The sequence below is a fragment of the Microvirga brassicacearum genome, from assembly GCF_008757455.1.
GTDB lineage: Bacteria > Pseudomonadota > Alphaproteobacteria > Rhizobiales > Beijerinckiaceae > Microvirga > Microvirga brassicacearum.
Window position 1 is genome coordinate 21,143 of record NZ_VCMV01000081.1, and the last position, 26,028, is coordinate 47,170.

Genomic DNA, 26,028 nt, shown 5'->3' on the forward strand with positions numbered 1-26,028 from the left:
TGCGCCGCAGCAATGGGCAATGAACTGGACGGACCATCCGATGTTACTATGCTTAAGGAAGTAGCGATTCATGGCATTTCGTCGATCCTAAAGGTGCATTTTTTTGTTCACTGTTGCGTCATGACGAACGAACCCTCGCCCGCTTCCGACAGCGCTCTCTCGCGACTTCTCGATGCGCTCGGTCCCGCTGCCGGGCGCAAAGGACCCCCGCCCGTCGAGCGCTGGAATCCGGCCTATTGCGGCGAAATCGACATGCGGATCGCCCGCGACGGCACCTGGTTCTACATGGGCACGCCGATCAACCGACCCGCTCTGGTCAAGCTGTTCGCCACCGTGCTGCGCAAGGACCCGGAGCGGTATGTGCTTGTCACTCCGGTCGAATGTGTCGGCATCGAGGTGGAGGATGCGCCGTTCCTTGCGGTCGAGATGGCGGTGGATGGGGACGGCGATGCGCGCCAGATCGCGTTTCGCACCAATGTGGACGACGTGGTGGAGGTCGGACCCGATCACCCCTTACGGTTCGAGCGCGATGACGGCGGTGGCGTGAAACCGTATCTCCGCGTCCGGGGCGGTTTGTGGGCGCTTGTCACACGCCCACTTGCCCTCGACCTCATCGCCCTCGGCGATCAGCGCCGTTTCGGTGGGATCGAGCAATATGGGGTCGCCATCGGCGGCGTGTTCCATCCGATCGCGACCGTACCCGAACTGGATCGTTCCTGATGGAGGCGTCGCCCATCGCCTCCGACTTCGTCGCTCTCACCTCCGCGCGCCTGCGGCATGAGCCGCCCGATTTTACCGACGCGCTGTCCAATCCGCGCGGCGATCACACGCTCGACGATGTGCCGTTGCTTCATCCCCTCCAGCCGAAATCCGCCGCCGTGCTGGTTCCGGTCGTCATGCGGGAAGAGCCGACCCTGCTCTTCACCGAGCGGTCGTCGCAATTGCGCCAGCATTCGGGCCAGATCGCCTTTCCGGGCGGAAGAGTCGATCCCACCGATGCCTCCATCGCGGCCGCGGCCTGTCGCGAGGCCGACGAGGAGATCGGCCTCGAGGAGCGCCATATCCGGGTTCTGGGCTATCTCGATCCTTATCTGTCCACGACGAATTATCTCGTCATGCCCGTGGTGGCGGAGATTGCGCCCGCCTACACGCTCTCCCTTAATTCCCATGAGGTCGCCCACACGTTCGAGGTCCCGTTGCGGTTTCTGATGGATCCGCGCCATCACGAGCTCCATTCCCGGGAATGGAAAGGCCGCTTGCGCCGCTTCTATGCAATCTCCTACCAGGAACACTACATCTGGGGTGTCACGGCCGGCATCGTTCGAAATCTCTACGAGAGGCTCTACGCACCATGACCCGGGCGATCATTCAGGAATTGCTCCTGTTTCTCCTGCCTTTCGCCGCCTATGCCATCTTCCTCATCCTTGTCCGACGCGATCCGCTGGCATGGTCGTCGTGGAGCAAGCATACGTCCTGGCTCGTCATCGCCGGCCTGGGGTTCATTATCGTCTCGTTGCTGACGGGCGGGTTTCTGGCGGAACGGCGCACCGGCGCCTACGTGCCGTCGCACATGGAAAACGGGGTTCTGGTGCCGGGGCATTTCAAGTGACGCACCCCATCAACCACGCGGCTCCCGCCGCATTGCTGAAGCGGCCGCGGCTTCTTCGCCTGCTCGAGGTGATGAACGGCGACGGGGAGGAGACCCGCATCGTCGGCGGCGCCGTCCGCAACGCATTGCTCGACCGGCCGGTGACGGAGGTCGATCTCGCCACCACAGCGTCTCCGGCGGTGGTCGACGAACGAGCACGCCGCGCTGGCCTGAAAACCATACCGACCGGCATCGATCACGGCACCATCACGGTGATCGTCGAAGGGGAGACTTTCGAAGTCACGACCCTGCGGGAAGACGTGGAAACCGATGGGCGGAGGGCGGTGGTGCATTTCGGGCGTGACTTTGCGGCCGATGCGCTGCGCCGCGACTTCACCATCAATGCGCTTTTCCTCGATCGCGACGGTCGCATCCACGATTACACGGATGGTGTCGAAGATCTGGCGGAAAGACAGGTGCGCTTCATTGGCGACGCGCATGCGCGCATCCGCGAGGATTATCTGCGGATCCTGCGGTTTTTCAGGTTTTATGCCGAATATGCGGAAGCGGAGCCCGATGCCGAGGGACTTGCGGCTGCGGGCGCCGAGCGGGCAGGCCTCGCCATCCTGTCGCGGGAGCGCATCAGGCACGAGTTGATGAAGATCCTGATGGCGCGCAGGAGCGTGGAGACCATCAGAATCCTCGCTGAGCACGGCTTCCTCACATGGCTTCTCGGCGGGGCGGCCGAGTTCGGACGGTTCGAGCGCGTCGTGGCGGAAAGAAATACAGGCCCTGTCAGCCGCCTGTCAGCTCTTGCCGTCATGGTGCCCGATGATGCGGACCGCCTGCGCGAACGGCTGCGGCTCTCGAACGACGAGCACCGGCAGATGGCCGATTACGGCGACGTTCTGGGCGTTCTAAGGACCGGTCAGGGACCGCTCGACGCGGTTGCGGTTCGCCGTCTCGTTGCCGAGCACGGCATCAAGACGCTCGCGCTTGCGCTGACTGCTCTTGCGGGCGAGCCCCTGCCGATCCTGCACGACGATGCGAAGACGGCATTCCGGAATTATCGGAACGGCGTCGAGCCGGTGCCGGTCTTCCCGCTGCGCGGTGCAGACTTCATGGAAAAGGGTGTGCCGCCCGGACCGCGGATCGGCCGCCTGCTCGCACAGGCGCGGCAGGTGTGGCTCGACAGCGGCTGTCCGACCGACAGCGCCGCGACGCAATCGCTTCTCGAACGAATGGTCGCCAAACTCTGATCTTAAGGCCAGCGAACGGTCGGTGGCATGGATGAGAGGATCGATTCGATGTTGCCACCGGTCTTCAGGCCGAAGATCGTGCCGCGATCGTACAGAAGGTTGAATTCCACGTAGCGCCCGCGCCGGACCTGCTGCTCGACCCGGTCCTGCTCCGTCCAGGGCGTCGACGCGTTGCGCCGCACGATCTCGGGATAGATCTTCAGGAACGCCTCGCCCACGTCGCGGGTGAAGGCGAAATCGTCATCCGGATCGCCGGTCCAGTGATAGTCGTAGAAGATGCCGCCGACGCCGCGCGATTCCTGGCGGTGCTTGAGAAAGAAATACTCGTCGCACCACGCCTTGTATTTCTCATAAGGCGCGCCCGGCTGATGGCGTTTGCAGGCCTCTTTCAACGCGGCATGGAACGCGATGGTGTCGGGATCCTCCTGCGCCCGGCGTCGATCGAGCACGGGCGTGAGATCGGCGCCGCCGCCGAACCACGGTTTTGTCGTCACGACGAAACGTGTGTTCATGTGTACTGTCGGCACGTTCGGGTTCCACGGATGCGCGATCAGCGAGAGACCGGCGGCCCAGAAGCGCGGATCCTGGTCCGACCCCGGAATCTGGCCGCGAAATTCCGGTGCGAATTCCCCGTAGACCGTCGAGACATGCACGCCGACCTTTTCGAACACGCGTCCGCGCATCATCGACATGACGCCGCCGCCGCCCGGATGGCCACTGTGATCCTGGCGCTCCCACGGCTTGCGTTCGAATTGCCCCGGTGATGCAGCGTCCGGCGGCAGGGGCGCCGAGACCTCGTCCTCGATTGCCTCGAACGCGGCGCAGATCCGGTCCCGCAGGGCGGCAAACCAGATGGGCGCTTCGGTTTGAAGGCGTTCGGCGGCGGCTGCGTCGGTGATCAATGTCTCAGGTCTCCGAAAGGGGGCGGGGAAAGGTTCCGGTCTGCCGCAACGCCTCCCCCAAAATCATGGCGGCCGTCACCGCCACATTAAGCGAGCGCAAGCCCTGCTGCATCGGGACAAGCAGCCGCGCATCCGCGGCCTCATGCACTTCCTCCGGGACGCCTGCGGATTCCCGCCCGACCAGAATGATGTCGGCGGGCTGAAAAGTGAAATCCGCATACGATATGGCGCCTTTCGTGGTCGCCAGAACAAGGCGCCCTTCCGTCCCGCGACGCCATTCCGCGAAGGCGCGCCAGGAGATGTGGCGGGTGATCTTCACCTGGTCGAGATAATCCATCCCGGATCGCCGCAGGTTCCTGTCGGAGACGTCGAAGCCGGCAGGCTCGATGATCTCGACTGGAACGCCCAGGCATGCCGCGAGACGCAGCATCGTGCCGGTGTTCTGCGGGATGTCGGGTTGATAGATCGCGAGACGAGGCATGGAACGCGTCATCGGCGCAAGCGGACCCCTTCGTCAAGTGAACTTCGCCGTGTTAAACGGATGGCGGAGTGATCCGAGATGCGAATGTTCCAATGGCTTGAAAAACGGATCGATCCGTTCGCCCCCTTCGATGAGGAAGAAACGCCGCCCGCCAGCGTGAGCGCGTTCGCCTGGCATTATCTGCGGCCGGTGCGCCTGTGGCTCGGCGTGCTGTTCGTCGCCTCGCTCGTCGTCGGCCTGTTCGAAGCCTCCCTCTATGTGATCATGGGCTGGGTGGTGGATATTCTCGCCACCTCCACGCCTGACCGGCTGTGGGCGGACCACGGCACCGGGCTGATGTTGGTGGGCGGCGCCATCCTGTTCGTGCGGCCGCTCCTGCATTTCTCCCATGAACTCATCACCAACCAGATTCTGGTGCCGCAAAGCACCAATATGATTCGCTGGCGCACGCATCTCTATACGCTCGGCCACGCGCTCGGGTATTTCCAGGCCGATTTCGCCGGGCGGCTCGCCAACCGCATCACGCAAGGCGGGCCGGCAATCCGCGAGATCGCGGTGACGATCCTCGACACGCTTTTGTATGTGGCGATCTTCGCGTTCACGGCGCTGGGCCTGTTTTCGAGCGTCAGCCCGTGGCTCGCCTTGCCGATGGGGTTGTGGATCGTCGTCTATATCGCGCTGCTGCGCTATTTCGTGCCGCGGGCCAAGATCCGCTCCCTTCGGGTCGCCGATACCCGCTCGGCTTTGGTCGGGCGCGTGGTCGACAGTTACACCAACATTCTCACCGTCAAGCTATTCGCACGCAGGGCCGAGGAGCGGTCGGCGGTGCGGGATTCGATTGCCGCCCACACGCAGGCTTTCCTCAATTCCTTCCGGCTCATCACCGGGGTCGGCGTGGTGCTGACGGTGATGAACAGCGTGCTTCTGGTAGCCACCGGCGCGCTCTCCATCGTACTCTGGATGCGCGGGCTGATGACGAGCGGCGAGGCCGCGACCGGCATATCCCTCGTCATGCGCATCCTCGCCATGTCGGGCTGGGTGATGCAGTCGGTGCGCGGGGTCTTCGAGAATATTGGGGTGGTGCAGGAAAGCATGCAGACCATCGCCAGGCCGCACGGCATCGTCGATGTGCCCAGAGCCACCCAGCTCCAGGTCCCGCGCGGCGAGGTGCGATTCGAAGGCGTTTCGTTCCATTATGGGCGCGAGGACGGGGTCATCGAGGATCTCGATCTCACCATCCGCCCCGGCGAAAAAGTCGGGCTCGTGGGCACCAGCGGCGCCGGCAAGACGACGATCACGTCCCTGCTCCTGCGGCTGCACGATGTGGAGAAAGGGCGAATCCTGATCGACGGACAGGACATCGCGCGGGTCAGCCAGGACAGCCTGCGCTCCGCCATCGCCATGGTGACGCAGGACACCTCCCTGCTTCACCGCTCCATCCGCGACAATATCGCCTACGGTCGGCCGGGCGCCGAGGAAAGCGCCATCGTCGAGGCGGCGCGCCTCGCCCATGCGCACGAGTTCATTCTTGAACTCGAGGATAATCGCGGGCGGCGCGGCTATGACGCCCATGTGGGTGAGCGCGGCGTGAAGCTCTCGGGCGGGCAGCGCCAGCGGATCGCCATCGCGCGGGTGATCCTCAAGGATGCGCCGATTCTGGTTCTGGACGAGGCGACCTCCGCGCTGGATTCGGAGGTCGAGGCCGCCATTCAGGAGGCACTGTCCACCCTCATGGAAGGCAAGACGGTCGTCGCTATCGCGCATCGGCTGTCAACGATCGCCGCCCTCGACCGGCTGATCGTCATCGACCGGGGCCGGATCGTCGAGGAGGGAACCCACGCCCAGCTTCTCCGGCGGGACGGCCTTTATGCACGCTTCTGGCGGCGCCAATCGGGCGGCTTTCTCGGGGCGGACGAGCAGGCGGTTTCCTAGGGCGCTCAGGCTGGAACAAGTCCAATCCGGCTATGGACAGGCGAGCTTTGCCATGTCAAAGAGCCTCCGCGTGGCGACGCCCAGTCGCATTGCGCGCGCAATGGCGCGTATGCTTGTTGCAAACGAAGCAGCGTGCCGAGTGTTTTGGTTTTTCAGGACACTGAAAATGCGCGGTTCTCGTTTGTTGACGTTTTGCTGGAGAGCCAAGTGGCTGAGACCACCACGACCGTCGTTGAGCCCACACGGCGCGATTTTCTTTTCATCGCCACGGGTGCCGTTGGGGCCGTCGGCGCCGCAACCCTCGTTTGGCCATTTGTCCAATCCCTGACGCCCGACGCCGCAACGGTGGCGGCTGGCGCTCCGGTCGATGTCGACCTGACGCCGATCGCCGAAGGCCAGATCGTCAAGGTGTTCTGGCGCGGCAAGCTGATCTTCATCCGCAACCGCACGCCGGCCGAGATCAAGGCCGCCGAGGACGTGAACGTCGCGACCTTGCGGGATCCGCAGGCGGATTCGGCGCGCGTCAAGGAAGGTCACGCCAAGTGGCTGGTTGTCTATGGCAACTGCACCCATCTCGGCTGCGTGCCCCTCGGCCACCAGGGCGAGTATGAAGGCTGGTTCTGCCCCTGCCACGGTTCGGTGTTCGACACCTCCGGGCGCGTGCGCGGCGGTCCGGCCCCGACCAATCTGCCCGTGCCGCCCTATGCGTTCACTTCCGATACGAAGATCGTCATTGGCCAAGAGGCTACCGCGTAACTCAAGGCCACGGCGTAATTCTCCGCGACGGTCCATTCGATCAGGCGAAATTCATGAGCCAGCATCCCACCACCTACGTTCCCAAGAGCGCCTTCGGCAAATGGTTTGAGAGCCGACTGCCGATCGCGGGTCTCGTGCATTCATCGTTCATCGCGTTTCCGGTCCCCCGGAACCTGAACTACTTCTGGACCTTCGGCGCGATCCTCGCCTTCATGCTGGTCTCGCAGATCGCCACCGGCGTGTTCCTGGCGATGTTCTATACGCCGAATGCTTCGCTCGCGTTCCAGTCGGTCGAGCACATCATGCGTGACGTGCATTACGGCTGGCTCCTGCGCTATCTCCACGCCAACGGCGCCTCGATGTTCTTCGTGGCCGTCTATATCCACATCTTCCGCGGCCTCTATTACGGCTCGTACAAGGCGCCGCGCGAGGTCCTGTGGATTCTCGGCGTGATCATCTACGGCCTGATGATGGCCACCGCCTTCATGGGTTACGTGCTTCCCTGGGGCCAGATGAGTTTCTGGGGCGCCACCGTCATCACCAACATTCTGGCGGCCATCCCGGTGGTGGGCGATACCATCCAGAGCCTGCTCTGGGGCGGCTATTCGGTCGGCAATCCGACGCTGAACCGGTTCTTCTCGATCCATTACCTGCTGCCGTTCATGATCGTCGGCGTGGTGGCCCTGCATATCTGGGCGCTGCACGTGCCCGGCCAGAACAATCCGACGGGCGTTCCGATCAAGTCCGGCAAGGACGCGGTGCCGTTCACGCCCTACGCCACGATCAAGGATGTCTTCGCGACCGTCGTGTTCCTGATCTTCTTCGCGTATTTCGTGTTCTACATCCCCAACTTCATGGGCCATGCGGATAACTACGTTCCGGCCAACCCGTCGGTCACGCCGGCCCATATCGTTCCCGAATGGTACTTCCTGCCGTTCTACGCGATCCTGCGGGGGATCACCTTCGACATTCTCTTCATCAACTCGAAACTCGGCGGCGTCATCGCCATGTTCGCGGCGATCGCGGTGCTGGCCTTCGTGCCGTGGCTCGACACTTCGCGCGTGCGCTCGACGGCCTATCGTCCGCTCTACAAGCAGTTCTTCTGGATCCTGGTCGCCGACACGATCCTGTTGGGCTGGCTCGGGGCGAAGCCGGCCGAGGGGTGGTACGTGATCGTGACTCAGGTCGCCACTGCCTATTACTTCATCCACTTCCTGATCATTCTGCCGGTGCTTGGTTTCGTCGAGCGGCCGCTTCCCCTTCCGAATTCGATCCTCGAATCGGTGTTGGGGACGAAGAAGAGCGGAGCGGGAATGCCGGCCGGCGCCAATGCCGAGCCGCAATCCAAAGGCTGATGAGAGCGCTGGAGAAAAACAATCATGATAAAGCGTAGTCTTCTCATTGCCGCCGCCGTTCTGGGCTTCTCGGCTCCGGCCTTCGCGGCGGAGGGCACCCCGATCCCGCCGCAACTGCAGTGGAGCTTCCACGGACCTTTCGGCATGTTCGATCGGGCGCAGCTCCAGCGCGGCTTCAAGGTCTATCGCGAGGTTTGCTCCTCCTGCCATGGCCTGAGCTATGTGGCGTTCCGCAACCTCTCGGAACCGGGCGGGCCGGAATTCTCCGAGGCGCAGGTGCGGGCGCTGGCGGCCGAATACACCATCAAGGACGGGCCGAACGACGCGGGCGACATGTTCGATCGTCCGGGCCGCCCCGCCGACCGCTTCCCGAGCCCGTTTGCCAACGACAACGCGGCGGCAGCGGCCAATGGCGGCAAGGCGCCGCCCGATCTGTCGTTGATGGCGAAAGCCCGCACCTACGAGCGCGGTTTCCCGTGGTTCATCATCGACATGTTCACGCAATTCGCCGAGACCGGACCGGATTACCTCGTGGCGCTTCTGAACGGCTACAAGGAGCCCCCGGCAGGGTTCACAGTGCCGGAGGGCGGCCACTACAACGAGTACTTCCCCGGCCACATCATCGCGATGCCCAAGCCTCTCAGTGACGGGCAGGTCGAATATCCGAAGCTCGAGAGCGGCCAACCCCAGGTGCCCGAGACGGTCGATCAATACGCCCGCGACCTCACCGCGTTTCTGATGTGGACCGCCGAGCCGCATCTCGAGGCCCGCAAGCGCCTTGGCCTGCAGGTGATCCTCTTCCTGATCCTGCTTTCCGGGCTGCTCTACTTCACCAAGAAGAAAGTCTGGGCGCGGGTCGGGCATTCAGACACCGCCCCGGCCGCGACCTTCCTGCCGGATTAGCATCACTGAAAGGGCCCCCGATGGGGCCCTTTTTCTTGGGCGTTGTCATCGGGGACCACCGACATGACCCAGGCCGTACTCGGAATCATCGGCGGATCGGGCGTCTACGACCTGCCCGGCATCGAGGATCTCAGCGAAGAGCGGATCGCCTCGCCCTGGGGTGACCCTTCCGACCTGCTCCGCACCGGACGGGTCGGCACGACCCGGGTGGTGTTCCTGCCCCGTCACGGACGCGGCCATGTCTATTCCCCCTCGGACATCAACTACCGCGCCAATATCGACGTGCTCAAGCGGGCGGGCGTCACCGACCTGATTTCGGTTTCGGCCTGCGGGTCCTTCAAGGCCGAACTCTATCCCGGCTCATTCGTGCTGGTCGATCAGTTCGTCGATCGCACGTTCAAGCGGGACACATCGTTCTTCGGCAAAGGCTGTGTGGCCCATGTGCCGATGGCGCATCCGGTGGGGCCGCGGCTGCAGGGCCGGATCGCCGACGCGGCGAAGGCCGAGAGCATTCCGTTTAGTCAGGGCGGGACCTATGTGTGCATCGAGGGCCCGCAATTCTCGACTTATGCCGAATCGCTCACCTACAAGGGGCTCGGCTACGATGTGGTCGGCATGACGGCGATGCCGGAGGCGAAGCTCGCCCGCGAGGCCGAGATCACCTACGCGACCATCGCCATGGTGACGGATTTCGATTGCTGGCACCCGGAACACGATGACGTGGATGTGGCCTCGGTGGTGAAGATCGCGCAGCAGAACGCCGCGACCGTAGCGAAACTCATCGCGCGCATCGCCCGGGATTTCCCGGCCGAGCACGAACCATGCCCTGTGGGCTCCGACCACGCGCTGGACGGGGCCATCATGACGGCGCCGTCGATGCGCGATCCGGAGATGCTGAAAAAGCTGGATGCCGTAGCCGGACGCGTGCTCCCGCGTTAAGAATGCGCGAGGGGCAGCGCCCCAACCTTTCCGTTCCAAACCCCGAGTCGACTATGGACCAGCGCTTTCGCACCGATCTCAAAGCCGCGATCCGCTCGATTCCGGATTATCCCAAGCCCGGTATCATCTTTCGCGACATCACCACGCTGCTCGGAGACCCGCGCGCGTTTCGCCGTTCGGTGGACGAACTGGTTCATCCGTTCGCCGGCGGCCGGGTCGACAAGGTGGCGGGGATCGAGGCGCGGGGTTTCATCATCGGCGGCGCCGTCGCCCATCAGCTCTCGGCCGGATTCGTGCCGATCCGCAAGAAGGGCAAGCTGCCGCACGAGACGGTGCGGATCGCCTATTCGCTGGAATACGGCGTCGACGAGATGGAAATCCATTCGGACGCTTTCGGGCAGGACGCGAGCGTCATTCTGGTCGACGACCTGATTGCCACGGGCGGGACTGCGATCGCCGCAACGCAACTCCTGCTCCAGATGGGCGCAAAGATCGTCGCCGCCTGCTTCATCATCGACCTGCCGGATCTGGGCGGCGCCCAGAAGCTCCGCGATCTCGGCGTGGAGGTGCGAAGCCTTGTGAGCTTCGAAGGCCACTAGGGCGTGATCCGGCGCTCTTTCAATGCTCCGAGCGCCGTTCCCAGAAAACCGCCCCTTCGAACGACATCACCATCTCGCCATGCTGATTGATGGCCTCGTTGTGGTGGGCGGCGATGCCCCAGCCCCGGCGGGATGCTGAGACGCGCTTGCCAGTGAGCGTGCTGCGATAGCTGATCGTGTCGCCCGCATAGACCGGCTTCAGCCATTTGAGGTTGGTGAACCCCGGCGAAGGGCCGAGGCGGGCGGGGCGCTCGCCACGCGCCAGCGTTTCGCTGCGAACGTGATCGCGATGAGCCGCCAAAAGCTTCATCCACACGCTGGTGGTGTGCCAGCCCGACGCGCAAAGACCACCAAACAGGCTGTGTTTTGCGGCGTCGGGATCCACATGGAAACGCTGGGGATCGAATTGCCGCGCGAAGCGCACGATTTCGTCGGCCGAGAACGTGAACACGCCGAGCTCGTCCGTGGCGCCGACCATGAGATCCTCAAGGAACGGATTGGCCGACATTCCCTCGCGAATCGGCACCGCGTTCGGCGCCGGGCTTGGTTGAGCCGGGGAGGACGCCGGGGGTGCCTCCACCGGCGGCGCGTCGCGCCGTCCGAACATCACCCAATTGCTCTGGGTCAGGACGGTCTCGTCGCGCTGGTTGGCCATTTCAAATTTGAACTGTACCAGCCCGATCTCCGGGCGGCTCCTGGATTCGCGGCTGTCGGTCACGGTCATCCGGCACCGCAGCGTGTCGCCCGGCTTGACGGGCCGCATCCACTTCAGGTCCTCGACCCCCGGCGCGCCCATTCCGGTCGAATCGAGCAGGATGCCGTCCGCGAACATTTTCATGTTGATCGAACAGGTGTGCCAGCCCGAGGCGATCAGGGTGCCGACGAAGCTGTCCTTGGCGGCGATTTCGTCGATGTGAAAGGGTTGCGGGTCGAATTCCGTCGCAAAGGCGATGATGTCTTCCTTCGAAACCGAGACTGGACCGAAAAGCTTGGTCATCCCCGGTGTAAAGTCTTCAAAGGCGTAGCGGGTCATGGATTTGTCCAGCAGGCGGGCGGTGCGGGCAATATCCGCAGCACCGCAAGGGGAATGTCCCCGCCTTGTGCGCCAACGCCAACACGTGCCGCAAGATCTTTTTTGAAATCAGCCGGGGAGGCGGAATCGATCAGCGCCGCACTTCAGGGGCGGCGTTCCGGCAGATGGCGGTCTTCATGAGGATGGCAGCCTGAGAGGGCGGCTCGCATGGCGCTCCAGGCAAAGCCGAGGCCGACCAGCAGCCCCAAGACGAGTTCAGCAGCGCCCACTCCCGGCGAGACCAGGCCCCCGCCGATGGCGAAGGCGATATTTTCCAGCAATTCCGGCATGCTCCAACCCTCCATGCAGACCAACGCATGGTGGGCCTGAACAGACGGCGAAGCTTGCGTTCACGAAACCGTCAGTTAGCGAAGCGGAAGTGCAGCACGTCGCCATCGTTGACGGGGTATTCCTTGCCTTCCAGTCGCAGCTTGCCGGCGTCGCGGGCACCCGCCTCTCCCTTCAGCGAGACGTAATCCGCATAAGCGATGGTCTCGGAGCGGATGAAGCCCTTTTCGAAATCCGTATGGATGACGCCCGCGGCCGCAGGCGCCTTGGTGCCCTTGGTGATCGTCCAGGCGCGTGCTTCCTTGGGCCCGACGGTGAAATAGGTGATGAGGCCGAGCAGTTCGTAGCCGGCGCGGATGACCCGGTTGAGGCCGGGCTCGGCAAGACCGATGGCGTCGAGATAATCCTTCTGTTCGGCGGCATCGAGGACGGCGATCTCGCTTTCGATCTTGGCCGACACGACGACGGCCTTGGCGCCTTCCTGCCGGGCGCGCTCCATCACCATGTCCGAGAAGGCATTGCCCTTGTCGGCCGATGCTTCCTCGACGTTGCAGACGTAGAGAACCGGCTTCGAGGTGAGCAGGCCGAGCATCTGGAACAGCTTCTCCTCCTCGGGCTTGCGTTCGACCGCGCGAGCCGGGACGCCGTCCCGCAGGAGGACGAGGGACCGGTTGACGAGATCCAGGGTTTCCTTGGCTTCCTTGTCGTTGCCTTTCGCCTTCTTCTCCAGCGTCTGGATGCGCTTCTCCAGGCTGTCCATGTCGGCGAGCATCAACTCGGTCTCGATGATGTCGATATCGGCGATGGGGTCGATCTTGCCTTCCACGTGGGTGATGTCGGTATCGACGAAGCAGCGCACCACGTGGGCAACCGCATCGACCTCACGGATATTGGCCAGGAACTGGTTGCCGAGGCCCTCGCCCTTGGACGCACCGCGCACGAGACCGGCGATGTCCACGAAGGTCAGGCGCGTCGGGATGATCTGGCCCGATCCGGCGATCCCCGCGAGCGTGTCGAGGCGCTCGTCCGGCACCGCCACGTCGCCGACATTGGGCTCGATGGTGCAGAACGGATAATTGGCCGCCTGTGCCGCCGCGGTCTGCGTCAGCGCGTTGAAAAGGGTGGATTTGCCCACATTCGGCAGACCAACGATGCCCATCTTGAAGCCCATGGCCTCACTCCTTGTTGCTGTCGGCCTTTTCGCCAGGCCGTTTGACGTCCGTCCAGCCTCTCGCCTCCATGGCGAGGTGGACCTTGTTCTGAAAGCTCGAATCCTCAGCCTTGGCGAGAAGTTCGGCATTGTCCGCAAGCGCCCGGCAGAGATCTTCGACCCAGGCCTCCTCGGCCTTGCCGAAATCCCCCAGCACATAGCTTTGCACGAGCGGCTTGAAGCCCGGATGGCCGATGCCGAGGCGGACACGCCGGTAATCGTTGCCGCAATGGGCTGTGATCGAGCGCAGGCCGTTATGGCCCGCATTGCCACCGCCGATCTTCACGCGGAATTTCGCCGGCGGAAGATCGAGCTCGTCGTAGAAGACCGTCACGTCCGCGAGCGGGATCTTGAAGAACCGCATGGCATCGGCCACCGCTCGCCCCGACTCGTTCATGTAGGTCTGCGGCTTGAGGATGATGACCTTCTCGCCGCCGATGACCGCCTCGGCGGTGTCGGCCTGAAAGCGCTTGCGCCAGGGCGCCGCCCGATGGGCGCGCGCAATCGCGTCCGCCGCCATGAAACCGATATTATGCCGGTTCTTGGCGTAGCGCGGGCCGGGATTGCCGAGGCCGACGAAGAGGCGCATCGCGAGACATACTCATAAGAAACGCCCCGGCCTTGCGGTCGGAGCGTCGAAGGCATGGGCGCGGGCAAAGCCCGCGAGCGAGGATCAGGCCTTCGCCGCGGGAGCCTTGGCGGGGGCAGCAGCCGCAGCTTCGGCCGCCGGTGCTTCCTCTTCTTCCTGCATGCCTGACGGTGCCACCACGGTGACGAGCGTCAGATTTTCGGTCGAGGTCGCCTTGGCGCCGTTCGGCAGCTTGATGTCGGCGATGTGGATCGACGAGCCGATGTCGAGATCGGCGACCGAAGCTTCGACCGCATCCGGGATCGAGTCGGACGGCACCAGCAATTCGATCGAGTGTTCGACGATGTTGATCGTGCCGCCGCGCTTCACGCCGGGGCACTTGTCCTGGCCGACCACGTGCACGGGGACCACGACCTTGATCGACTGACCCTTCGAAAGGCGCAGGAAATCCACGTGGACCGGGAAATCGCGGACCGGATCGAGCTGGTAATCGCGCGGGATCGCCCGGGTCTTCTTGCCGTCGACATCGATCTCGAAGATCGTCGTGAGGAAGTGACCGGCGAAGATCAACCGCTTGGTTTCGTTGAAATCGAGGGCGATGCCCGTCGCCGGCTGACCGGCTCCATAGATGACCGCGGGAACTTTGCCTTGGCGCCGAACGGCCCGGGCGGCCCCCTTGCCGCTCCGGTCGCGCGCCACGGCCGTGATTTGCTTAACATCGCTCATGGCTGTGGTCCTTAAAGATTGCGTTGTAAAAACCGAAGGCCGCCAAGTCCTTGCGAACAATCGACGGCCGTCAGGTAAGCGCCCGTGCCTCCAAGGGTGTCGAGCGGGCGCGAGGCGGCTTATAGAGAAAGCGGCCCGGAATTGCAAGATTTGCCCGCGGGAGGGCCGAAAGCTCAGTCAAACAGGCTCGAGACCGAGCTTTCCGTCGCGGTGCGGCCGATGGCCTCGCCCATGAGCTGGGCGATCGGCAGGACGCGGATGTTGTGCGCCACCTTCACGGCCTCGGTCGGCATGATCGAGTCGGTGATGACGAGTTCCTTGAGCTTGGAGTTGGTGATGCGGGAGACCGCGCCGCCCGAGAGCACGCCATGGGTGATGTAGGCGTAGACTTCCTTGGCGCCGTTCTTGAGCAGCGCCTCGGCGGCGTTCACCAGCGTGCCGCCGGAATCGACGATATCGTCGAGAAGGATGCAGGACCTGCCCGCCACGTCGCCGATGATGTTCATGACCTCTGACTCGCCGGGACGTTCGCGACGCTTGTCGACGATGGCAAGCGGGGCGTCGATGCGCTTCGCCAGTGCGCGGGCGCGAACCACGCCGCCGACGTCGGGCGAGACCACCATCTGGTTGCCGTCGGAGAGCCGCTCCTTGATGTCGCGCACCATGACGGGGGCGCTGAACAGGTTATCGGTCGGGATATCGAAGAAGCCTTGGATCTGGCCGGCATGGAGATCGAGCGTCAGGACGCGGTCGACGCCCGCATTGGTGATGAGATTGGCCACCAGCTTGGCCGAAATCGGCGTCCGCGCGGCGGGTTTCCGATCCTGCCGTGCATATCCGAAATAGGGGATCACGGCCGTGATGCGGCGCGCCGAGGACCGGCGCAGGGCATCGCAGATGATCAGCAATTCCATGAGGTGGTCGTTGGCCGGGAAGGACGTCGACTGGATGATGAACACGTCCTCGCCGCGCACATTCTCCTGCACCTCGACGTAGATTTCCATATCGGCGAAGCGCTTCACCTGACATTTGGCGAGCGGGATATTGAGATAGGCGGAGATGGCCTCCGCCAGCGGACGGTTCGAATTTCCCGCAACGAGCTTCATGAAACCATCTTTGGTTTGACCTGTGACATAGGGAGCCCACCGCGTGACGTTCTAAGACCTTGCGCGGCAAGGCGCAGGGGTCTTAGCAGCGATAGGAAACCGTCACAATACGCGCGTGGCCGCAGACGGGCAGCTTTTCCGACCGTTTCGCACAGGTCACTCGGCAGCCACAGCTTCATCGTCAACCGGGGCCTCCGCAGTCCGGATCGGGGATTCGGCCTTCGCGGCGCTGAGAAACTCGGCAATTTCATCCATGCTGGAATTTGCCAGCCGGGCCAGCGTTTCCTTGTCGAGCGACGACAACGATGTGTAGCTCACAAGAACCGGGCTCGTCCCCGACAGGCGCGTGGCGCGCTTGTTCTGGGAGTCGAACACGTCCCACACATACGCGACCTTGGTGCCGCCGCCGTCTGCCGTCTCCGCCGAGAGGTAGCCGCGCACCCGGTAGCGCGCCTGCGCGGTCGCGTCGACCAGGTCGACCTTGCGATGGGATGCGGCGGTGTTGAGTTCGCCGATCAGGGCCGTGCGGATCTGGGTCGGGGGCCCGTCGATGCTCTCGAGCGCGATCGGCACGCCTTCGGGCGAACCGCTCATGGAGGAACCGGAGGTCTGGCAGGCGGCGAGACCCGCGACAAGCACCACCGTGAGGAGACCTGTGAAATGCCTGGCTTCGACCATCACGACCTCGTTGTTCGCATTCTTCATTGGTAACGAAGTCTTAAGCTTAAGGAGCGGCGGCGTCCAGTTCAGCGCGGTTTGCGCAAGTTCCGGGCCAGGACATCGAGCGTCATGACCAGCAAACCCGTGGCGAGCCCCCAGAAAGCGGATCCGATTCCGAATAGGGAAAGGCCCGATGCCGTCACCGCAAGGGTGAGCACCGCCGGAAACCGTTTCTCCTCATCGGCGAGGGCGGAGGCCAGCGCGCCCGTGAAGGCACCGATCAGCGCCAGTCCGGCGACCGTCTTGATGAGCTCCGGCGGGAGGGCGGCGATGGCGGCGATGAGGGTGGCGCTGAAGGCGGCAAAGATCAGGTAGCAGAGCGCATAGAACGGCCCCACCATCCACCGTTTGGCAGGATCCGGGTGCGTGTCAGGTCCGGTGCAGATCGCCGCCGAGATGGCCGCGAGATTGCTGGTATGGGCGCCGAAGAACGCGCTGATGATCGACGCGGCGCCAGTGACTGCGAGAATCGGGCGCGAGGGCGGCGTGTAGCCGGAGGCGCGCAACACCGCGAAGCCCGGCAGGTTCTGCGACGCCATGGTCACGAGGAACAGGGGGACACCCAACCCGATGAGGATGGCGGGCTCCCATGCCGGCGGGATGAAGGTCAGGGTCGAGAAGGTGAGTTCGGACGCGACCGGCTGGGCAAGCCCGCTGCCGAAGGCCAGGCCCAATCCGACAAACAGTACCGCCAGCACGGCGAGCGCAGGATTGAAGAGCCGTACCACCAGAAACACCGCCACCAGGGGCAGGACGAGACCCGGCGCGCCTTGGGCGCTCTCGAACACCGCCATGACGAATCGGATCAGGACCCCCGCCAGCATGGCGGCCGCGATCGAAGTCGGAATGCGCTCGATCAGCCGTCCGAACGGCTTCACGGCCGCGGCCAGCACGATCAGTACGCCCACCAGCAGAAACGCCCCCACGGCGGCCTCGATGGAGATGCCGCTCGAGGCGGCGATCAGGGCCGCGCCCGGCGTCGACCAGGCGGCCACCACCGGCATTCGGTAGCGGACGCTGAGATAGGCGCTGATGGCCGCCGTGCTGAGACAGATCGCGGTCACCCAGGACGTGGTCTGAGCAGAATCCGCCCCAACCGCCTGCGCGGCCGCAATGATGATCGCGATGGTGCTGCCAAACCCGACCAGAGCCGCGATGATGGCGGAAGAGATAATGGACAGGCGCATGCGAGGTTTGCCCACCTTGACTGTTGCTCACGGCTTTAAACCCAAGGTCAGATGCACGCTAGTTGGCGGAAGGGTCTTTCCCGGGGAATCGCAAACGCTTAAATCTCCCCCATGAGTCCCAAGCCCACCAACGACGTGCCCCCGGAAATCCTGAGCAACGACGAAGACGACGACGTCGTCTCGCTCGAGAGCAGCTCGGATGTCGAATTCGACCTCGAGGCCCATCCCGGATCGGTCAAGCGCGGCACCGAGATCATCCAGCATTTCTGGAGGACCCTGCCGAACGCGCCCGGCGTCTACCGCATGCTCGATGGCAAGGGCGATGTGCTCTATGTGGGCAAGGCGCGCAGCCTGAAGGCTCGGGTCGGCTCCTATGCGCGGGGGCAGGGGCATTCGAATCGCATTGCCCGGATGATCGCCGAGACCTCGGCGATGGAATTCGTCACCACTGCGACCGAGACCGAGGCGCTGCTCCTCGAAGCCAATCTCATCAAGCAGTTGCGGCCGCGCTACAATGTGCTGCTGCGGGACGACAAGTCGCTGCCCTACATCCTGCTGACGGGGGACCACGAGGCGCCGCAGCTCGTGAAGCATCGCGGCGCGCGCAAGCGCAAAGGCGACTATTACGGCCCCTTCGCCAGCGTCTGGGCCGTCAACCGCACCATCAACGCGCTGCAGCGCGCCTTTTTGCTGCGCTCGTGCAACGACAGCTATTACGAGAATCGCACCCGGCCGTGCCTGTTGTTCCAGATCAAGCGCTGCTCGGGCCCGTGCACGCAGGAAATTCCGCTCGACGAATACGCGAAGCTCGCCGAGCAGGCGCGCGCGTTTCTGTCGGGCAAGTCGAATCTGGTGAAGGCGCGTATCACGGACGAAATGCAGCAGGCGTCCGATGCGCTCGAATTCGAGCGCGCGGCCCGATGCCGCGACCGGCTCGCGGCCCTATCGGCCATTCAGGGCGTGCAGGGCATCAACACGCAATCGGTCGAAGAGGCGGATGTGTTCGCCATCGACGAGCAGGCCGGGCAGTTCTGCGTCGAGGTCTTCTTTTTCCGCAACTGGCAGAACTGGGGCAACCGCGCGTATTTTCCCAAAGCCGACAAGACCATCAGCCGCGAGGAAGTCCTGACGTCGTTCCTGGCGCAATTTTACGACGACAAGCCGGCGCCGCGACTGGTGCTCCTGTCGCATGAGATCGAGGATCCGGAACTGATGGGTGCCGCGCTGTCCACGCGCGCCGAGACCAGGGTGGAGATTCATACTCCTCAGCGGGGAGAGCGGCGTCAGCTGATCGAATATGTGCTGCGCAACGCCAGGGAAGCCTTGGGCCGCAAGCTCGCCGACACAGCCTCGCAACAGAAGCTTCTCGTCTCTCTTGGACAGGCGTTCGGATTGGAAAAGCCACCGCGCCGGGTCGAGGTCTATGATAACTCGCACATCATGGGCACCAATGCGGTCGGCGCCATGATCGTCGCGGGCGCGAACGGATTCATGAAGCAGCATTACCGCACCTTCAACATGAAATCCGAGGACCTGAAACCGGGCGACGATTACGGGATGATGCGCGAAATGCTCCATCGCCGTTTCGCCCGCCTGGTCAAGGAAGAGCCGCGCGTTGCGGCCATCGAGAACGGCGAGACATCCGACTCGCCGCCGATCGCCGCCGGCCCCGACGCGGTCGCGGACGATAATTTTCCCGTATGGCCCGATCTCGTGCTGATCGACGGCGGCATGGGCCAGCTGCAGGCAGCCCGACAGGCGCTTGCGGAGATCGGCGTCACCGACAACGACGTGGCGCTCATCGGCATCGCCAAGGGCAGGGACCGCGATGCGGGACGCGAGACCTTCTTCAGGCCGTCGCAGCCGCCGTTTAAGCTCCCGCCACGCGATCCGGCGCTGTATTTCGTCCAACGGTTGCGCGACGAAGCGCACCGTTTTGCCATCGGCGCGCATCGGGCCAAACGCAAACGCGAGCTGGTGAAGAACCCGCTCGACGAGATCTCCGGCATCGGACCGACGCGCAAGCGCGCGCTCCTGCATCATTTCGGCACCGTCAAGGCGATCCAGCGCGCAGGGCTCGAGGATCTCGTCAAGGCGCCGGGCGTGAATGCTGCGACGGCGCGCGCCGTCTATGACTTTTTCCACGAGCGAAGCTGACGTCTCACAACAAAGTTACAAATCATGACTTGTCGCGGACAGGCGGGCATCCAAATACTAGGAGGTCGGCCGAGTCCGGTTGACGGATCAACCCTCGGCATGCTTCCTGCCGGTCAATGAGCACCGCATCCCCCATGCGCCGGTCGAAGGCTTTCAATCTTCCGAACAACCTGACCTATTTGCGGCTGGCTGCCATTCCGGCCGTGGTCGGTCTGTTGTTCTGGCCGGAAGACCATTGGTCGCGCTGGATGGCGCTCGCGGTGTTCGTCCTGGCGGGCATCACCGATTACCTCGACGGATATTTCGCGCGCATCTACGCGCAGCAATCCGTTCTCGGCCGGATGCTCGATCCCATTGCCGACAAACTCCTGGTCGCGGCCTGCCTTCTCATGCTGGTCGCCGACGGGACGATCCATGGCTGGGCGCTCTGGGCCGCGATCGTCATTCTCTGCCGCGAGATTCTCGTCTCCGGCTTGCGCGAATTCCTTGCCGAACTGAAGGTGGGCGTGCCGGTGAGCCGCGTCGCCAAATGGAAAACGACGGCCCAGATCGTGGCCGTGGGCTTCCTGATCGCGGGACCTGCCGGCGAGACGGTCCTGCCCGGCACCGTGATGATCGGCCTCGTGCTTCTGTGGCTTTCCGCCCTTTTGACGATCTATACGGGCTGGGATTATCTCAAGACCGGTCTCCGTCACATGATGGACGAGGGGTGAGACAGCCATGCGGCTCGTCTATTTCGCCTGGGTGCGGGAACGGGTCGGCAAGACGGACGAGGAGGTGGATCTCCCGTCGTCGGTCTCGACGGTCGCCGATCTCGTCGGCTGGCTGAAGGCGCGCGGCGACGAATACCAATATGCCTTCGAGAACGAGGGTGTCGTGCGTGCGGCCATCGATCACGTTCACGTCAAGCCGGACGCGCCGGTCGCCGGCGCGCGCGAAATCGCGTTTTTTCCGCCGATGAGCGGCGGCTAGACGCCCATGCCCGCGTCCATTCGGATCCAGCGCGAGGATTTCGACGTTGCGGTCGAGACCGCCGCGTTGACGCAGGGACGGCCGGATGTCGGCGCGGTGGTGGCCTTCACGGGCTTTTGCCGTGATGAGGATGGGCGGCTATCCGCACTCGAACTCGAACATTACCCCGGCATGGCCGAAGCGGAACTGGCCCGCATCGTCTCCGACGCAGAGGCGCGATGGCCGCTTTGCGGCGTCACGATCATTCATCGCTTCGGCGCGATCAGGCCGGGCGAGCAGATCGTTCTGGTGCTGACGGCCGCAAGCCACCGGCGTGCTGCCTTCGAGGCGGCGGAGTTCCTGATGGATTATCTCAAGACGCGCGCGCCGTTCTGGAAACGCGAGCATCTTGCCGATGGCCGTATCGGCGCGTGGGTCGAGGCGGCCGCGAAGGATGATGACGCGGCGGCCCGATGGGAACGTCCTTGACGGCGCCTTTCCGGAGGTCGAGCATCGGACGGGGGTGAATTCGACGGAGATGCGTCATGCGCAGCGTCGTTTTTCTGCTCGGCCTGCTGGTCTGCCCGCTCGCCCCCACCGCCGCAAGCTCCGGCGAACAGCCCGTTCTTCAGCACACTCAGATGTCCGGTCCCAGCCACGCCAATTGCTTCTGCCGGGCCCAAGGCCGAATGTTCGCATATGGCGAGAGCGTCTGCCTGCGGACGCCCGAAGGCCCGCGGCTGGCGCAATGCTTGATGGCGCTGAACGTCACGTCTTGGACGATCACCGAGCGGCCGTGCCCGGAATCATGAAAAAGCGCTGCCGGACATCTCCGGCAGCGCTGCTTAAATCAAGAATTAGCTGAACCGCGGATCGCGGCTGAAAACAATCAGAAAACGCCAACCACGATGGCGCAGATGAATGCCAGTGAAACGCATACGGCTGCGATGTTCAGTTTGGAAGCTCGGTCCAAATGAGAGGCAACGTGCATGGGATACCCCTGTCTGAATGGAGAGGAACGCTAGCAAACCTCCGAGCGTGTGGAAAGCCCTTCCGCACAGTCAAAACCTCAACGCGCAGGGGATAGATTGGTTTCCAAGGCGTTAATTCATTGTTTTGACGACGAAATATGCGGTTTTGTCTTAGGCCGTAAAAATTCAAGAGTGCACCGCTGCTGCGATAGAATTCGATCAAGACATAGACGTCGGAAGTCTATTCATCAAAGCGACGACAAAGTTTGGCGTTTCGCAAGAATAGAGGAAAGGCGCCATGGATTTGCCATGGAATTTCCAAGGCAACGACGCCGTTGACGGGATGTTTACGCGTTCGAATTAGCATCCGGGAATGCGTCGTGGGTTCGTTGCGTTCTTTGCCCTATCGCTCGTCGGAATTGGGCTTACCGGGTGCGGGTTGTTCAGGTTCGAACAGCGCGAGCCCTGGCGTGCCCAGGCCGAAGAGGCGTGCCTTGCTCAGCGCCTGGTCCAGCCTTCCGCCTATATGGCCCTGTCGTCGAAGATCGATGGGCCGGGAATCTGCGGGATGGATCACCCGTTCAAGGTCGCGGCTTTCACCAATGGCGAGGTCGGGCTGAAGTCGAAGGTGACGCTGGCCTGCCCCATCATCCCGCGCATCGACACCTGGCTCGACGAGATCGTAAAGCCGGCCGCGATGCTGTATTTCGGCGTGCCGGTGGTCGATGTGAAGGCGGGTTCCTATTCGTGCCGTCCGCGCAACAATCAGCGCGGCGCGAAGTTTTCGGAACACGCCTTCGGCAACGCCCTCGACGTCATGGCCTTCACCCTCGCCGACGGCCGCGAGGTCTCGGTCGTGAAAGGCTGGAAGGGTGCACCGGCGGAGCAGGAGTTCCTGCGCGAGGCATTTGTCGGGGCGTGCCGGTACTTCACCACGGTCCTGGGTCCAGGATCGGATGCCTTCCATTACGACCATCTGCATCTCGATCTGGCGCGGCACAACCCGCGCGGCGATAGGCGGGTCTGCAAGCCGATCCTCAAATTCGAGCCGCGGATCGATCCTGTGCAGAGCCGGCTCGCGGCCCCGCAGGCGGCGCCCTCGGCCGATCTCGCGCCGATCGACATGGAAGAGGATGAAGCCGGGCTGCCGGCGCCCCGCGGCCAAGGTCCTGGGATCTCTCCGGCCGATATGGGTCGCCAGCCCGTCTACGCGGCGGATCTGCCTGCGCGGAATGGGGCCGACCTTCGGGCGCCACGAGCCCAGGCGCCTGCGCAACCCCCCGCCCAAACTTACGCGCCGCCCCTCCAATTGCGGCGTTCCGGCAACGAGCCCTTGGCTTTGAACGGGCATGGCATCTACTAAACTGGGCACGGCGGCGCAGGGTGCTTGACCTGAACGCGCGGCACCCACATGGTTCGGTTTAGAATTTCGGCACGAACCTGGATTGTTGGAGCATTACGATGAAGTGGCTGGCGGCTTTGGTCTCATGCGTGCTGCTGAGCGCTCCCGTTCTGGCAAGTGAAATCACGCCCGCCGAGCGACGCGATCACTCCTTCGACGCCGCGATCCCGGCTTGCAGCGACGCCATGGTGCTGAGCGACATTTCCTGGCGTTTTCAGACGCGGGAAGGCCGGTTCTGGAATTCCGACTTGACGATCGTCGGCTTTGAGAACATCCGCGAAACGGCCTGGCGCCCTTGGGGCCTCGAACATCTGCCGCGCCGGTTCTGCTCCGGCACCGTGCTGGTCTCCGACGGCTACAAGCGCAAGATCGAGTTTTCCGTGCGCGACGGCCTTGGCTTTCTGGGTACCGGATGGGGCACCGAATGGTGTGTGGCTGGCCTTGATCGCCACTATGCCTACGCGCCCCAGTGCAAGCAGGCGGCGCCTTGAGCCTGTGCCGATGGCTCACTGCGGCGAGCCTGCTGGCGCTCTCGGTTTTCCCCGCAAACGGGCAGGAGAGGCGCGGTGCGCCCTCGGGTGAGTTCGACTTTTACGTGCTGGCGCTGTCATGGTCGCCCGGCTTTTGTCAAGTCAGCTCGACCGCTCCATCCGACAGGCAATGTCTGAACGGAAGCGGGCTGGGTTTCGTGACGCACGGTTTGTGGCCTCAATCCGACGCAGGCTATCCAAGCTTCTGCGAACCCTCCGGACGGTTTGCGCCGCGGGCGGTGCTCGATGAATACGGCGATCTTTTCCCCAGCCCGAACCTGGCCCGGTATCAGTGGCGCAAGCACGGGACCTGCACGGGGGAAAGCCCGAGCGGCTATTTCCGTTTGGTCAAACAAGCGCGCGAGCGCGTGCATATTCCGGACCGTCTTGCCACGGTGGCGACGGGCTCCCGCGTGATGCCGATCGAAATCGAGCGTGCTTTTGCCGACGTCAATCCGGGGCTGCGTCCGGAGATGATGTCGATCTCCTGCGGCCGGCGGGTGTTTCAGGAGATCCGAATCTGCCTCGATCGCGACCTGCGCAGTTTTCGGCAATGTCCCGAGGTCGATCGTGACGGCTGCCGCGCGGGCCAGATCGCGGTTCCACCGGTCCGATGAATTACCGGCACGCGTTCCACGCGGGAAATTTCGCCGACGTCATGAAGCACGCGCTGCTCGTGCGTATCCTCGCCTATCTCCAGCGCAAGGAAACGCCGATCCGCGTCATCGATACCCATGCGGGTGTCGGTCTCTATGATCTTTCCGGCGATGCAGCCGGGCGGACCGGCGAATGGGTTGCGGGAATCGGGCGCCTCGATGAGGCGTTTGCGCCCGAGATCGAGGAGTTGCTGGCGCCTTATCGAACCATCGTTGCCGATGTGCGCGCCCGCCACGGCCCGACCATCTATCCGGGCTCTCCCGGCATCCTTCGCGAAATCCTGCGTCGGCAGGACAGGGGCGTTCTCGTCGAACTCCATCCCGCCGATCACAAGGCTTTGAGCCGCGCGTTCAATCAGGTGGCCAATCTCAAGGTGCTTCATCTTGATGGCTGGACGGCTCTGCACGCGTTGATTCCTCCGAAGGAGAATCGCGGGCTGGTCCTGGTCGACCCGCCCTATGAAGAGCCGAACGAGTTGGAGCGGCTTGGCGCCGAACTGCTCGGTGCGGTGCAGAAATGGCCCAACGGCGTCTATGCGGCCTGGTATCCGATCAAGGATCCGGAGCCCGTGGACACGCTGGTGGCGCGACTTCATGCGGAGAGCCCGCGGCCGGGCCTGCGGCTCGAACTGCTGATCGACGATCCACGCGATACCACGCGTCTCAATGGAAGCGGCCTCCTCGTTCTCAATCCGCCCTTCGGGTTGCGGGAGGAGGCGGAACTCCTGCTTCCGGCGCTCGCGGAGCGGTTGGCGCGCGGGCAATATGCCGGCTACCGCTGCGAGCCTTTCGGACCTCCCGCCTAACCTGCATTCGGCGATTTCGTCTGCGGCGGTGCGCCCGCTTCGCTTGAGCAAAATCTGAAAAGCGGTTGCGGTGGGATGTACCGGGCTGCATGAATGGCCATTCTCTTTTTTCAGGAAAGTTCGCATGCTGACGCTTCGCTCCTCGCCTGCATCGCCCTTCGGCCGCAAGATCAAGATTGCGGCCTCTCTCCTTGGTCTTCTCGACAGGATCGAGGTCGCCGAAGCCGATACGTCCAATCCCGAGGACAGCCTCCGGCAGCAAAACCCGCTTGGCAAGATTCCAACGCTGGTGCTTGAAAACGGCGAGACGCTCTACGATTCGCGCGTCATTCTCGAATATCTCGACGATCTTGCCGGGGGCGGCCATATCTTCCCGTCGGGCTGGAACCGCTTCGCCGCGTTGCGGCAGCAGGCGCTGGCGGACGGGATCATGGATGCGGTGCTGATCCAGGTCTACGAGGGACGGTGGCGCGCGGAGGAAAAGCGCGAACCGAAATGGGTGGACCACCACGCGGGCAAGGTCGCGCGAGGTCTGGAACATGCCGAGGCGAACCTCAGTTCACCGACGGCGACGATCCATGTGGGTCACATCGCCCAGGCCTGCGCGCTCGGTTATCTCGATCTGCGCATGGGCGGCCGCTGGCGCGAAAGCTATCCCAAGCTCGTCGCGTGGCTAGCCGATTTCGAGGCACGCGTGCCAGCCTTCGGCAAGACGGCGGTAAAGCCCTGACAATAAAAAAGCCCGGTGTTTCCACCGGGCTTTTTCCTTAGTGCCGTATCGGCTCTTAGTAGGAGCTGAACTTGTAGTTCAGGCCAGCGCGAACAACGCCGAACTCGGTGTTGTCGTTGTTGGCGAAGGCGCCGAAGTTGTTGCTCTCGGTGTCGAGGTTCACGTACAGACCTTCGATCTTCGCGGTCAGGTTGTTGGTGAACGCGTATTCGA

General features: G+C 63.5%; 30 protein-coding genes. 20 read left to right on the top strand and 10 right to left on the bottom strand.

Translation table 11 applies throughout. From position 1 onward, the window contains the following. Positions 1 to 120 precede the first annotated feature (120 nt). From FEZ63_RS24610 to FEZ63_RS24625, 4 genes are read left to right on the top strand one after another with little or no spacing between them, the layout of a single operon-like run. The gene (locus tag FEZ63_RS24610) at positions 121 to 720 is read left to right on the top strand and encodes a DUF1285 domain-containing protein (protein ID WP_150950068.1); all 600 of its coding nucleotides are present in this window, start codon (positions 121 to 123) and stop codon (positions 718 to 720) included. Continuing rightward, on the top strand, positions 720 to 1,355 hold the full coding sequence (locus FEZ63_RS24615) for a CoA pyrophosphatase (RefSeq protein WP_150950070.1): 636 nt from the start codon (positions 720 to 722) through the stop codon (positions 1,353 to 1,355). Before FEZ63_RS24610 ends, FEZ63_RS24615 begins: the two co-directional genes overlap by 1 nt. Further along, a complete protein-coding gene (locus FEZ63_RS24620; RefSeq protein ID WP_150950072.1) occupies positions 1,352 to 1,609 on the top strand; it encodes a DUF6111 family protein in 258 nt (85 codons plus the stop codon). Before FEZ63_RS24615 ends, FEZ63_RS24620 begins: the two co-directional genes overlap by 4 nt. After that, a complete protein-coding gene (locus FEZ63_RS24625; protein ID WP_244622982.1) occupies positions 1,606 to 2,847 on the top strand; it encodes a CCA tRNA nucleotidyltransferase in 1,242 nt (413 codons plus the stop codon). The genes FEZ63_RS24620 and FEZ63_RS24625 overlap by 4 nt, the downstream gene beginning before the upstream one ends. A gap of 2 nt (positions 2,848 to 2,849) precedes the next feature. Here the strand turns inward: FEZ63_RS24625 and hemF are convergent, their stop codons facing one another. Next, entirely contained in the window at positions 2,850 to 3,746 is an 897-nt protein-coding gene (hemF, locus tag FEZ63_RS24630) for an oxygen-dependent coproporphyrinogen oxidase (RefSeq protein WP_150950130.1), read from the bottom strand. A gap of 7 nt (positions 3,747 to 3,753) precedes the next feature. Next, on the bottom strand, positions 3,754 to 4,230 hold the full coding sequence (locus FEZ63_RS24635) for a tRNA (cytidine(34)-2'-O)-methyltransferase (RefSeq protein ID WP_150950074.1): 477 nt from the start codon (positions 4,228 to 4,230) through the stop codon (positions 3,754 to 3,756). An 84-nt stretch (positions 4,231 to 4,314) separates the two neighbouring features. Between FEZ63_RS24635 and FEZ63_RS24640 the strand changes: the two genes are divergently transcribed. The 6 genes from FEZ63_RS24640 (at position 4,315) to FEZ63_RS24665 (ending at position 10,714) form a co-directional block, all read left to right on the top strand. Next, a complete protein-coding gene (locus tag FEZ63_RS24640; RefSeq protein WP_150950076.1) occupies positions 4,315 to 6,162 on the top strand; it encodes an ABC transporter ATP-binding protein in 1,848 nt (615 codons plus the stop codon). Between the two features lie 207 nt (positions 6,163 to 6,369). After that, positions 6,370 to 6,918: a ubiquinol-cytochrome c reductase iron-sulfur subunit gene (gene petA / locus FEZ63_RS24645; protein WP_150950078.1), complete on the top strand. Its 549-nt coding sequence runs from the start codon at positions 6,370 to 6,372 to the stop codon at positions 6,916 to 6,918. A 53-nt stretch (positions 6,919 to 6,971) separates the two neighbouring features. After that, positions 6,972 to 8,273, top strand: a complete 1,302-nt coding sequence (locus FEZ63_RS24650) for a cytochrome b (protein ID WP_150950080.1) — start codon at positions 6,972 to 6,974, stop codon at positions 8,271 to 8,273. 24 nt (positions 8,274 to 8,297) lie between these two features. After that, a complete protein-coding gene (locus tag FEZ63_RS24655; protein ID WP_150950082.1) occupies positions 8,298 to 9,176 on the top strand; it encodes a cytochrome c1 in 879 nt (292 codons plus the stop codon). A gap of 63 nt (positions 9,177 to 9,239) precedes the next feature. Continuing rightward, positions 9,240 to 10,115, top strand: coding sequence for an S-methyl-5'-thioadenosine phosphorylase (locus tag FEZ63_RS24660; RefSeq protein WP_150950084.1), 876 nt, complete (start codon positions 9,240 to 9,242; stop codon positions 10,113 to 10,115). Positions 10,116 to 10,168: 53 nt separating this feature from the next. Then, entirely contained in the window at positions 10,169 to 10,714 is a 546-nt protein-coding gene (locus FEZ63_RS24665) for an adenine phosphoribosyltransferase (protein WP_150950086.1), read from the top strand. A gap of 19 nt (positions 10,715 to 10,733) precedes the next feature. On the opposite strand, the gene FEZ63_RS24670 is transcribed toward FEZ63_RS24665, so the two are convergent. The 8 genes from FEZ63_RS24670 to FEZ63_RS24705 form a co-directional block, all read right to left on the bottom strand. Then, complete coding sequence (locus FEZ63_RS24670; protein ID WP_150950087.1) at positions 10,734 to 11,747, bottom strand: MaoC family dehydratase; 1,014 nt, start codon at positions 11,745 to 11,747, stop codon at positions 10,734 to 10,736. A gap of 143 nt (positions 11,748 to 11,890) precedes the next feature. Beyond that, complete coding sequence (locus tag FEZ63_RS24675; protein ID WP_150950089.1) at positions 11,891 to 12,076, bottom strand: hypothetical protein; 186 nt, start codon at positions 12,074 to 12,076, stop codon at positions 11,891 to 11,893. 71 nt (positions 12,077 to 12,147) lie between these two features. Further along, on the bottom strand, positions 12,148 to 13,245 hold the full coding sequence (gene ychF, locus FEZ63_RS24680) for a redox-regulated ATPase YchF (protein ID WP_150950091.1): 1,098 nt from the start codon (positions 13,243 to 13,245) through the stop codon (positions 12,148 to 12,150). Between the two features lie 4 nt (positions 13,246 to 13,249). Then, positions 13,250 to 13,873, bottom strand: a complete 624-nt coding sequence (pth, locus tag FEZ63_RS24685) for an aminoacyl-tRNA hydrolase (protein ID WP_150950093.1) — start codon at positions 13,871 to 13,873, stop codon at positions 13,250 to 13,252. A gap of 84 nt (positions 13,874 to 13,957) precedes the next feature. Then, a complete protein-coding gene (locus FEZ63_RS24690) occupies positions 13,958 to 14,599 on the bottom strand; it encodes a 50S ribosomal protein L25/general stress protein Ctc (RefSeq protein ID WP_150950095.1) in 642 nt (213 codons plus the stop codon). Between the two features lie 173 nt (positions 14,600 to 14,772). Further along, entirely contained in the window at positions 14,773 to 15,705 is a 933-nt protein-coding gene (locus FEZ63_RS24695) for a ribose-phosphate pyrophosphokinase (protein ID WP_150950097.1), read from the bottom strand. Between the two features lie 156 nt (positions 15,706 to 15,861). Further along, positions 15,862 to 16,410 (bottom strand): hypothetical protein, encoded by a 549-nt coding sequence (locus FEZ63_RS24700; protein WP_150950100.1) that lies wholly within the window; start codon positions 16,408 to 16,410, stop codon positions 15,862 to 15,864. 41 nt (positions 16,411 to 16,451) lie between these two features. Beyond that, positions 16,452 to 17,612 (bottom strand): benzoate/H(+) symporter BenE family transporter, encoded by a 1,161-nt coding sequence (locus tag FEZ63_RS24705; RefSeq protein WP_150950102.1) that lies wholly within the window; start codon positions 17,610 to 17,612, stop codon positions 16,452 to 16,454. Positions 17,613 to 17,723: 111 nt separating this feature from the next. Between FEZ63_RS24705 and uvrC the strand changes: the two genes are divergently transcribed. The 10 genes from uvrC (at position 17,724) to FEZ63_RS24755 (ending at position 25,815) form a co-directional block, all read left to right on the top strand. Next, complete coding sequence (uvrC, locus tag FEZ63_RS24710; protein ID WP_150950104.1) at positions 17,724 to 19,769, top strand: excinuclease ABC subunit UvrC; 2,046 nt, start codon at positions 17,724 to 17,726, stop codon at positions 19,767 to 19,769. Between the two features lie 116 nt (positions 19,770 to 19,885). Further along, positions 19,886 to 20,482, top strand: a complete 597-nt coding sequence (gene pgsA / locus FEZ63_RS24715) for a CDP-diacylglycerol--glycerol-3-phosphate 3-phosphatidyltransferase (protein WP_150950106.1) — start codon at positions 19,886 to 19,888, stop codon at positions 20,480 to 20,482. A gap of 7 nt (positions 20,483 to 20,489) precedes the next feature. After that, positions 20,490 to 20,741 (top strand): molybdopterin converting factor subunit 1, encoded by a 252-nt coding sequence (gene moaD, locus FEZ63_RS24720; RefSeq protein ID WP_150950108.1) that lies wholly within the window; start codon positions 20,490 to 20,492, stop codon positions 20,739 to 20,741. 6 nt (positions 20,742 to 20,747) lie between these two features. After that, on the top strand, positions 20,748 to 21,209 hold the full coding sequence (locus FEZ63_RS24725; protein ID WP_150950110.1) for a molybdenum cofactor biosynthesis protein MoaE: 462 nt from the start codon (positions 20,748 to 20,750) through the stop codon (positions 21,207 to 21,209). A gap of 56 nt (positions 21,210 to 21,265) precedes the next feature. After that, the gene (locus FEZ63_RS24730; protein WP_150950112.1) at positions 21,266 to 21,532 is read left to right on the top strand and encodes a hypothetical protein; all 267 of its coding nucleotides are present in this window, start codon (positions 21,266 to 21,268) and stop codon (positions 21,530 to 21,532) included. Between the two features lie 532 nt (positions 21,533 to 22,064). Beyond that, positions 22,065 to 23,054, top strand: a complete 990-nt coding sequence (locus FEZ63_RS24735; RefSeq protein WP_150950114.1) for an extensin-like domain-containing protein — start codon at positions 22,065 to 22,067, stop codon at positions 23,052 to 23,054. A gap of 98 nt (positions 23,055 to 23,152) precedes the next feature. Beyond that, positions 23,153 to 23,584 carry a hypothetical protein gene (locus tag FEZ63_RS24740; RefSeq protein ID WP_150950116.1) on the top strand — a complete coding sequence of 144 codons (432 nt, stop codon included), beginning with the start codon at positions 23,153 to 23,155 and terminating at the stop codon, positions 23,582 to 23,584. Then, positions 23,581 to 24,240, top strand: coding sequence for a ribonuclease T2 family protein (locus tag FEZ63_RS24745; RefSeq protein ID WP_244622983.1), 660 nt, complete (start codon positions 23,581 to 23,583; stop codon positions 24,238 to 24,240). Before FEZ63_RS24740 ends, FEZ63_RS24745 begins: the two co-directional genes overlap by 4 nt. Beyond that, positions 24,237 to 25,085 (top strand): 23S rRNA (adenine(2030)-N(6))-methyltransferase RlmJ, encoded by an 849-nt coding sequence (locus FEZ63_RS24750; RefSeq protein WP_150950118.1) that lies wholly within the window; start codon positions 24,237 to 24,239, stop codon positions 25,083 to 25,085. The genes FEZ63_RS24745 and FEZ63_RS24750 overlap by 4 nt, the downstream gene beginning before the upstream one ends. Before the next feature lie 124 nt (positions 25,086 to 25,209). Then, positions 25,210 to 25,815, top strand: coding sequence for a glutathione S-transferase family protein (locus FEZ63_RS24755; protein ID WP_150950120.1), 606 nt, complete (start codon positions 25,210 to 25,212; stop codon positions 25,813 to 25,815). The last annotated feature ends 213 nt before the right edge of the window (positions 25,816 to 26,028 follow it).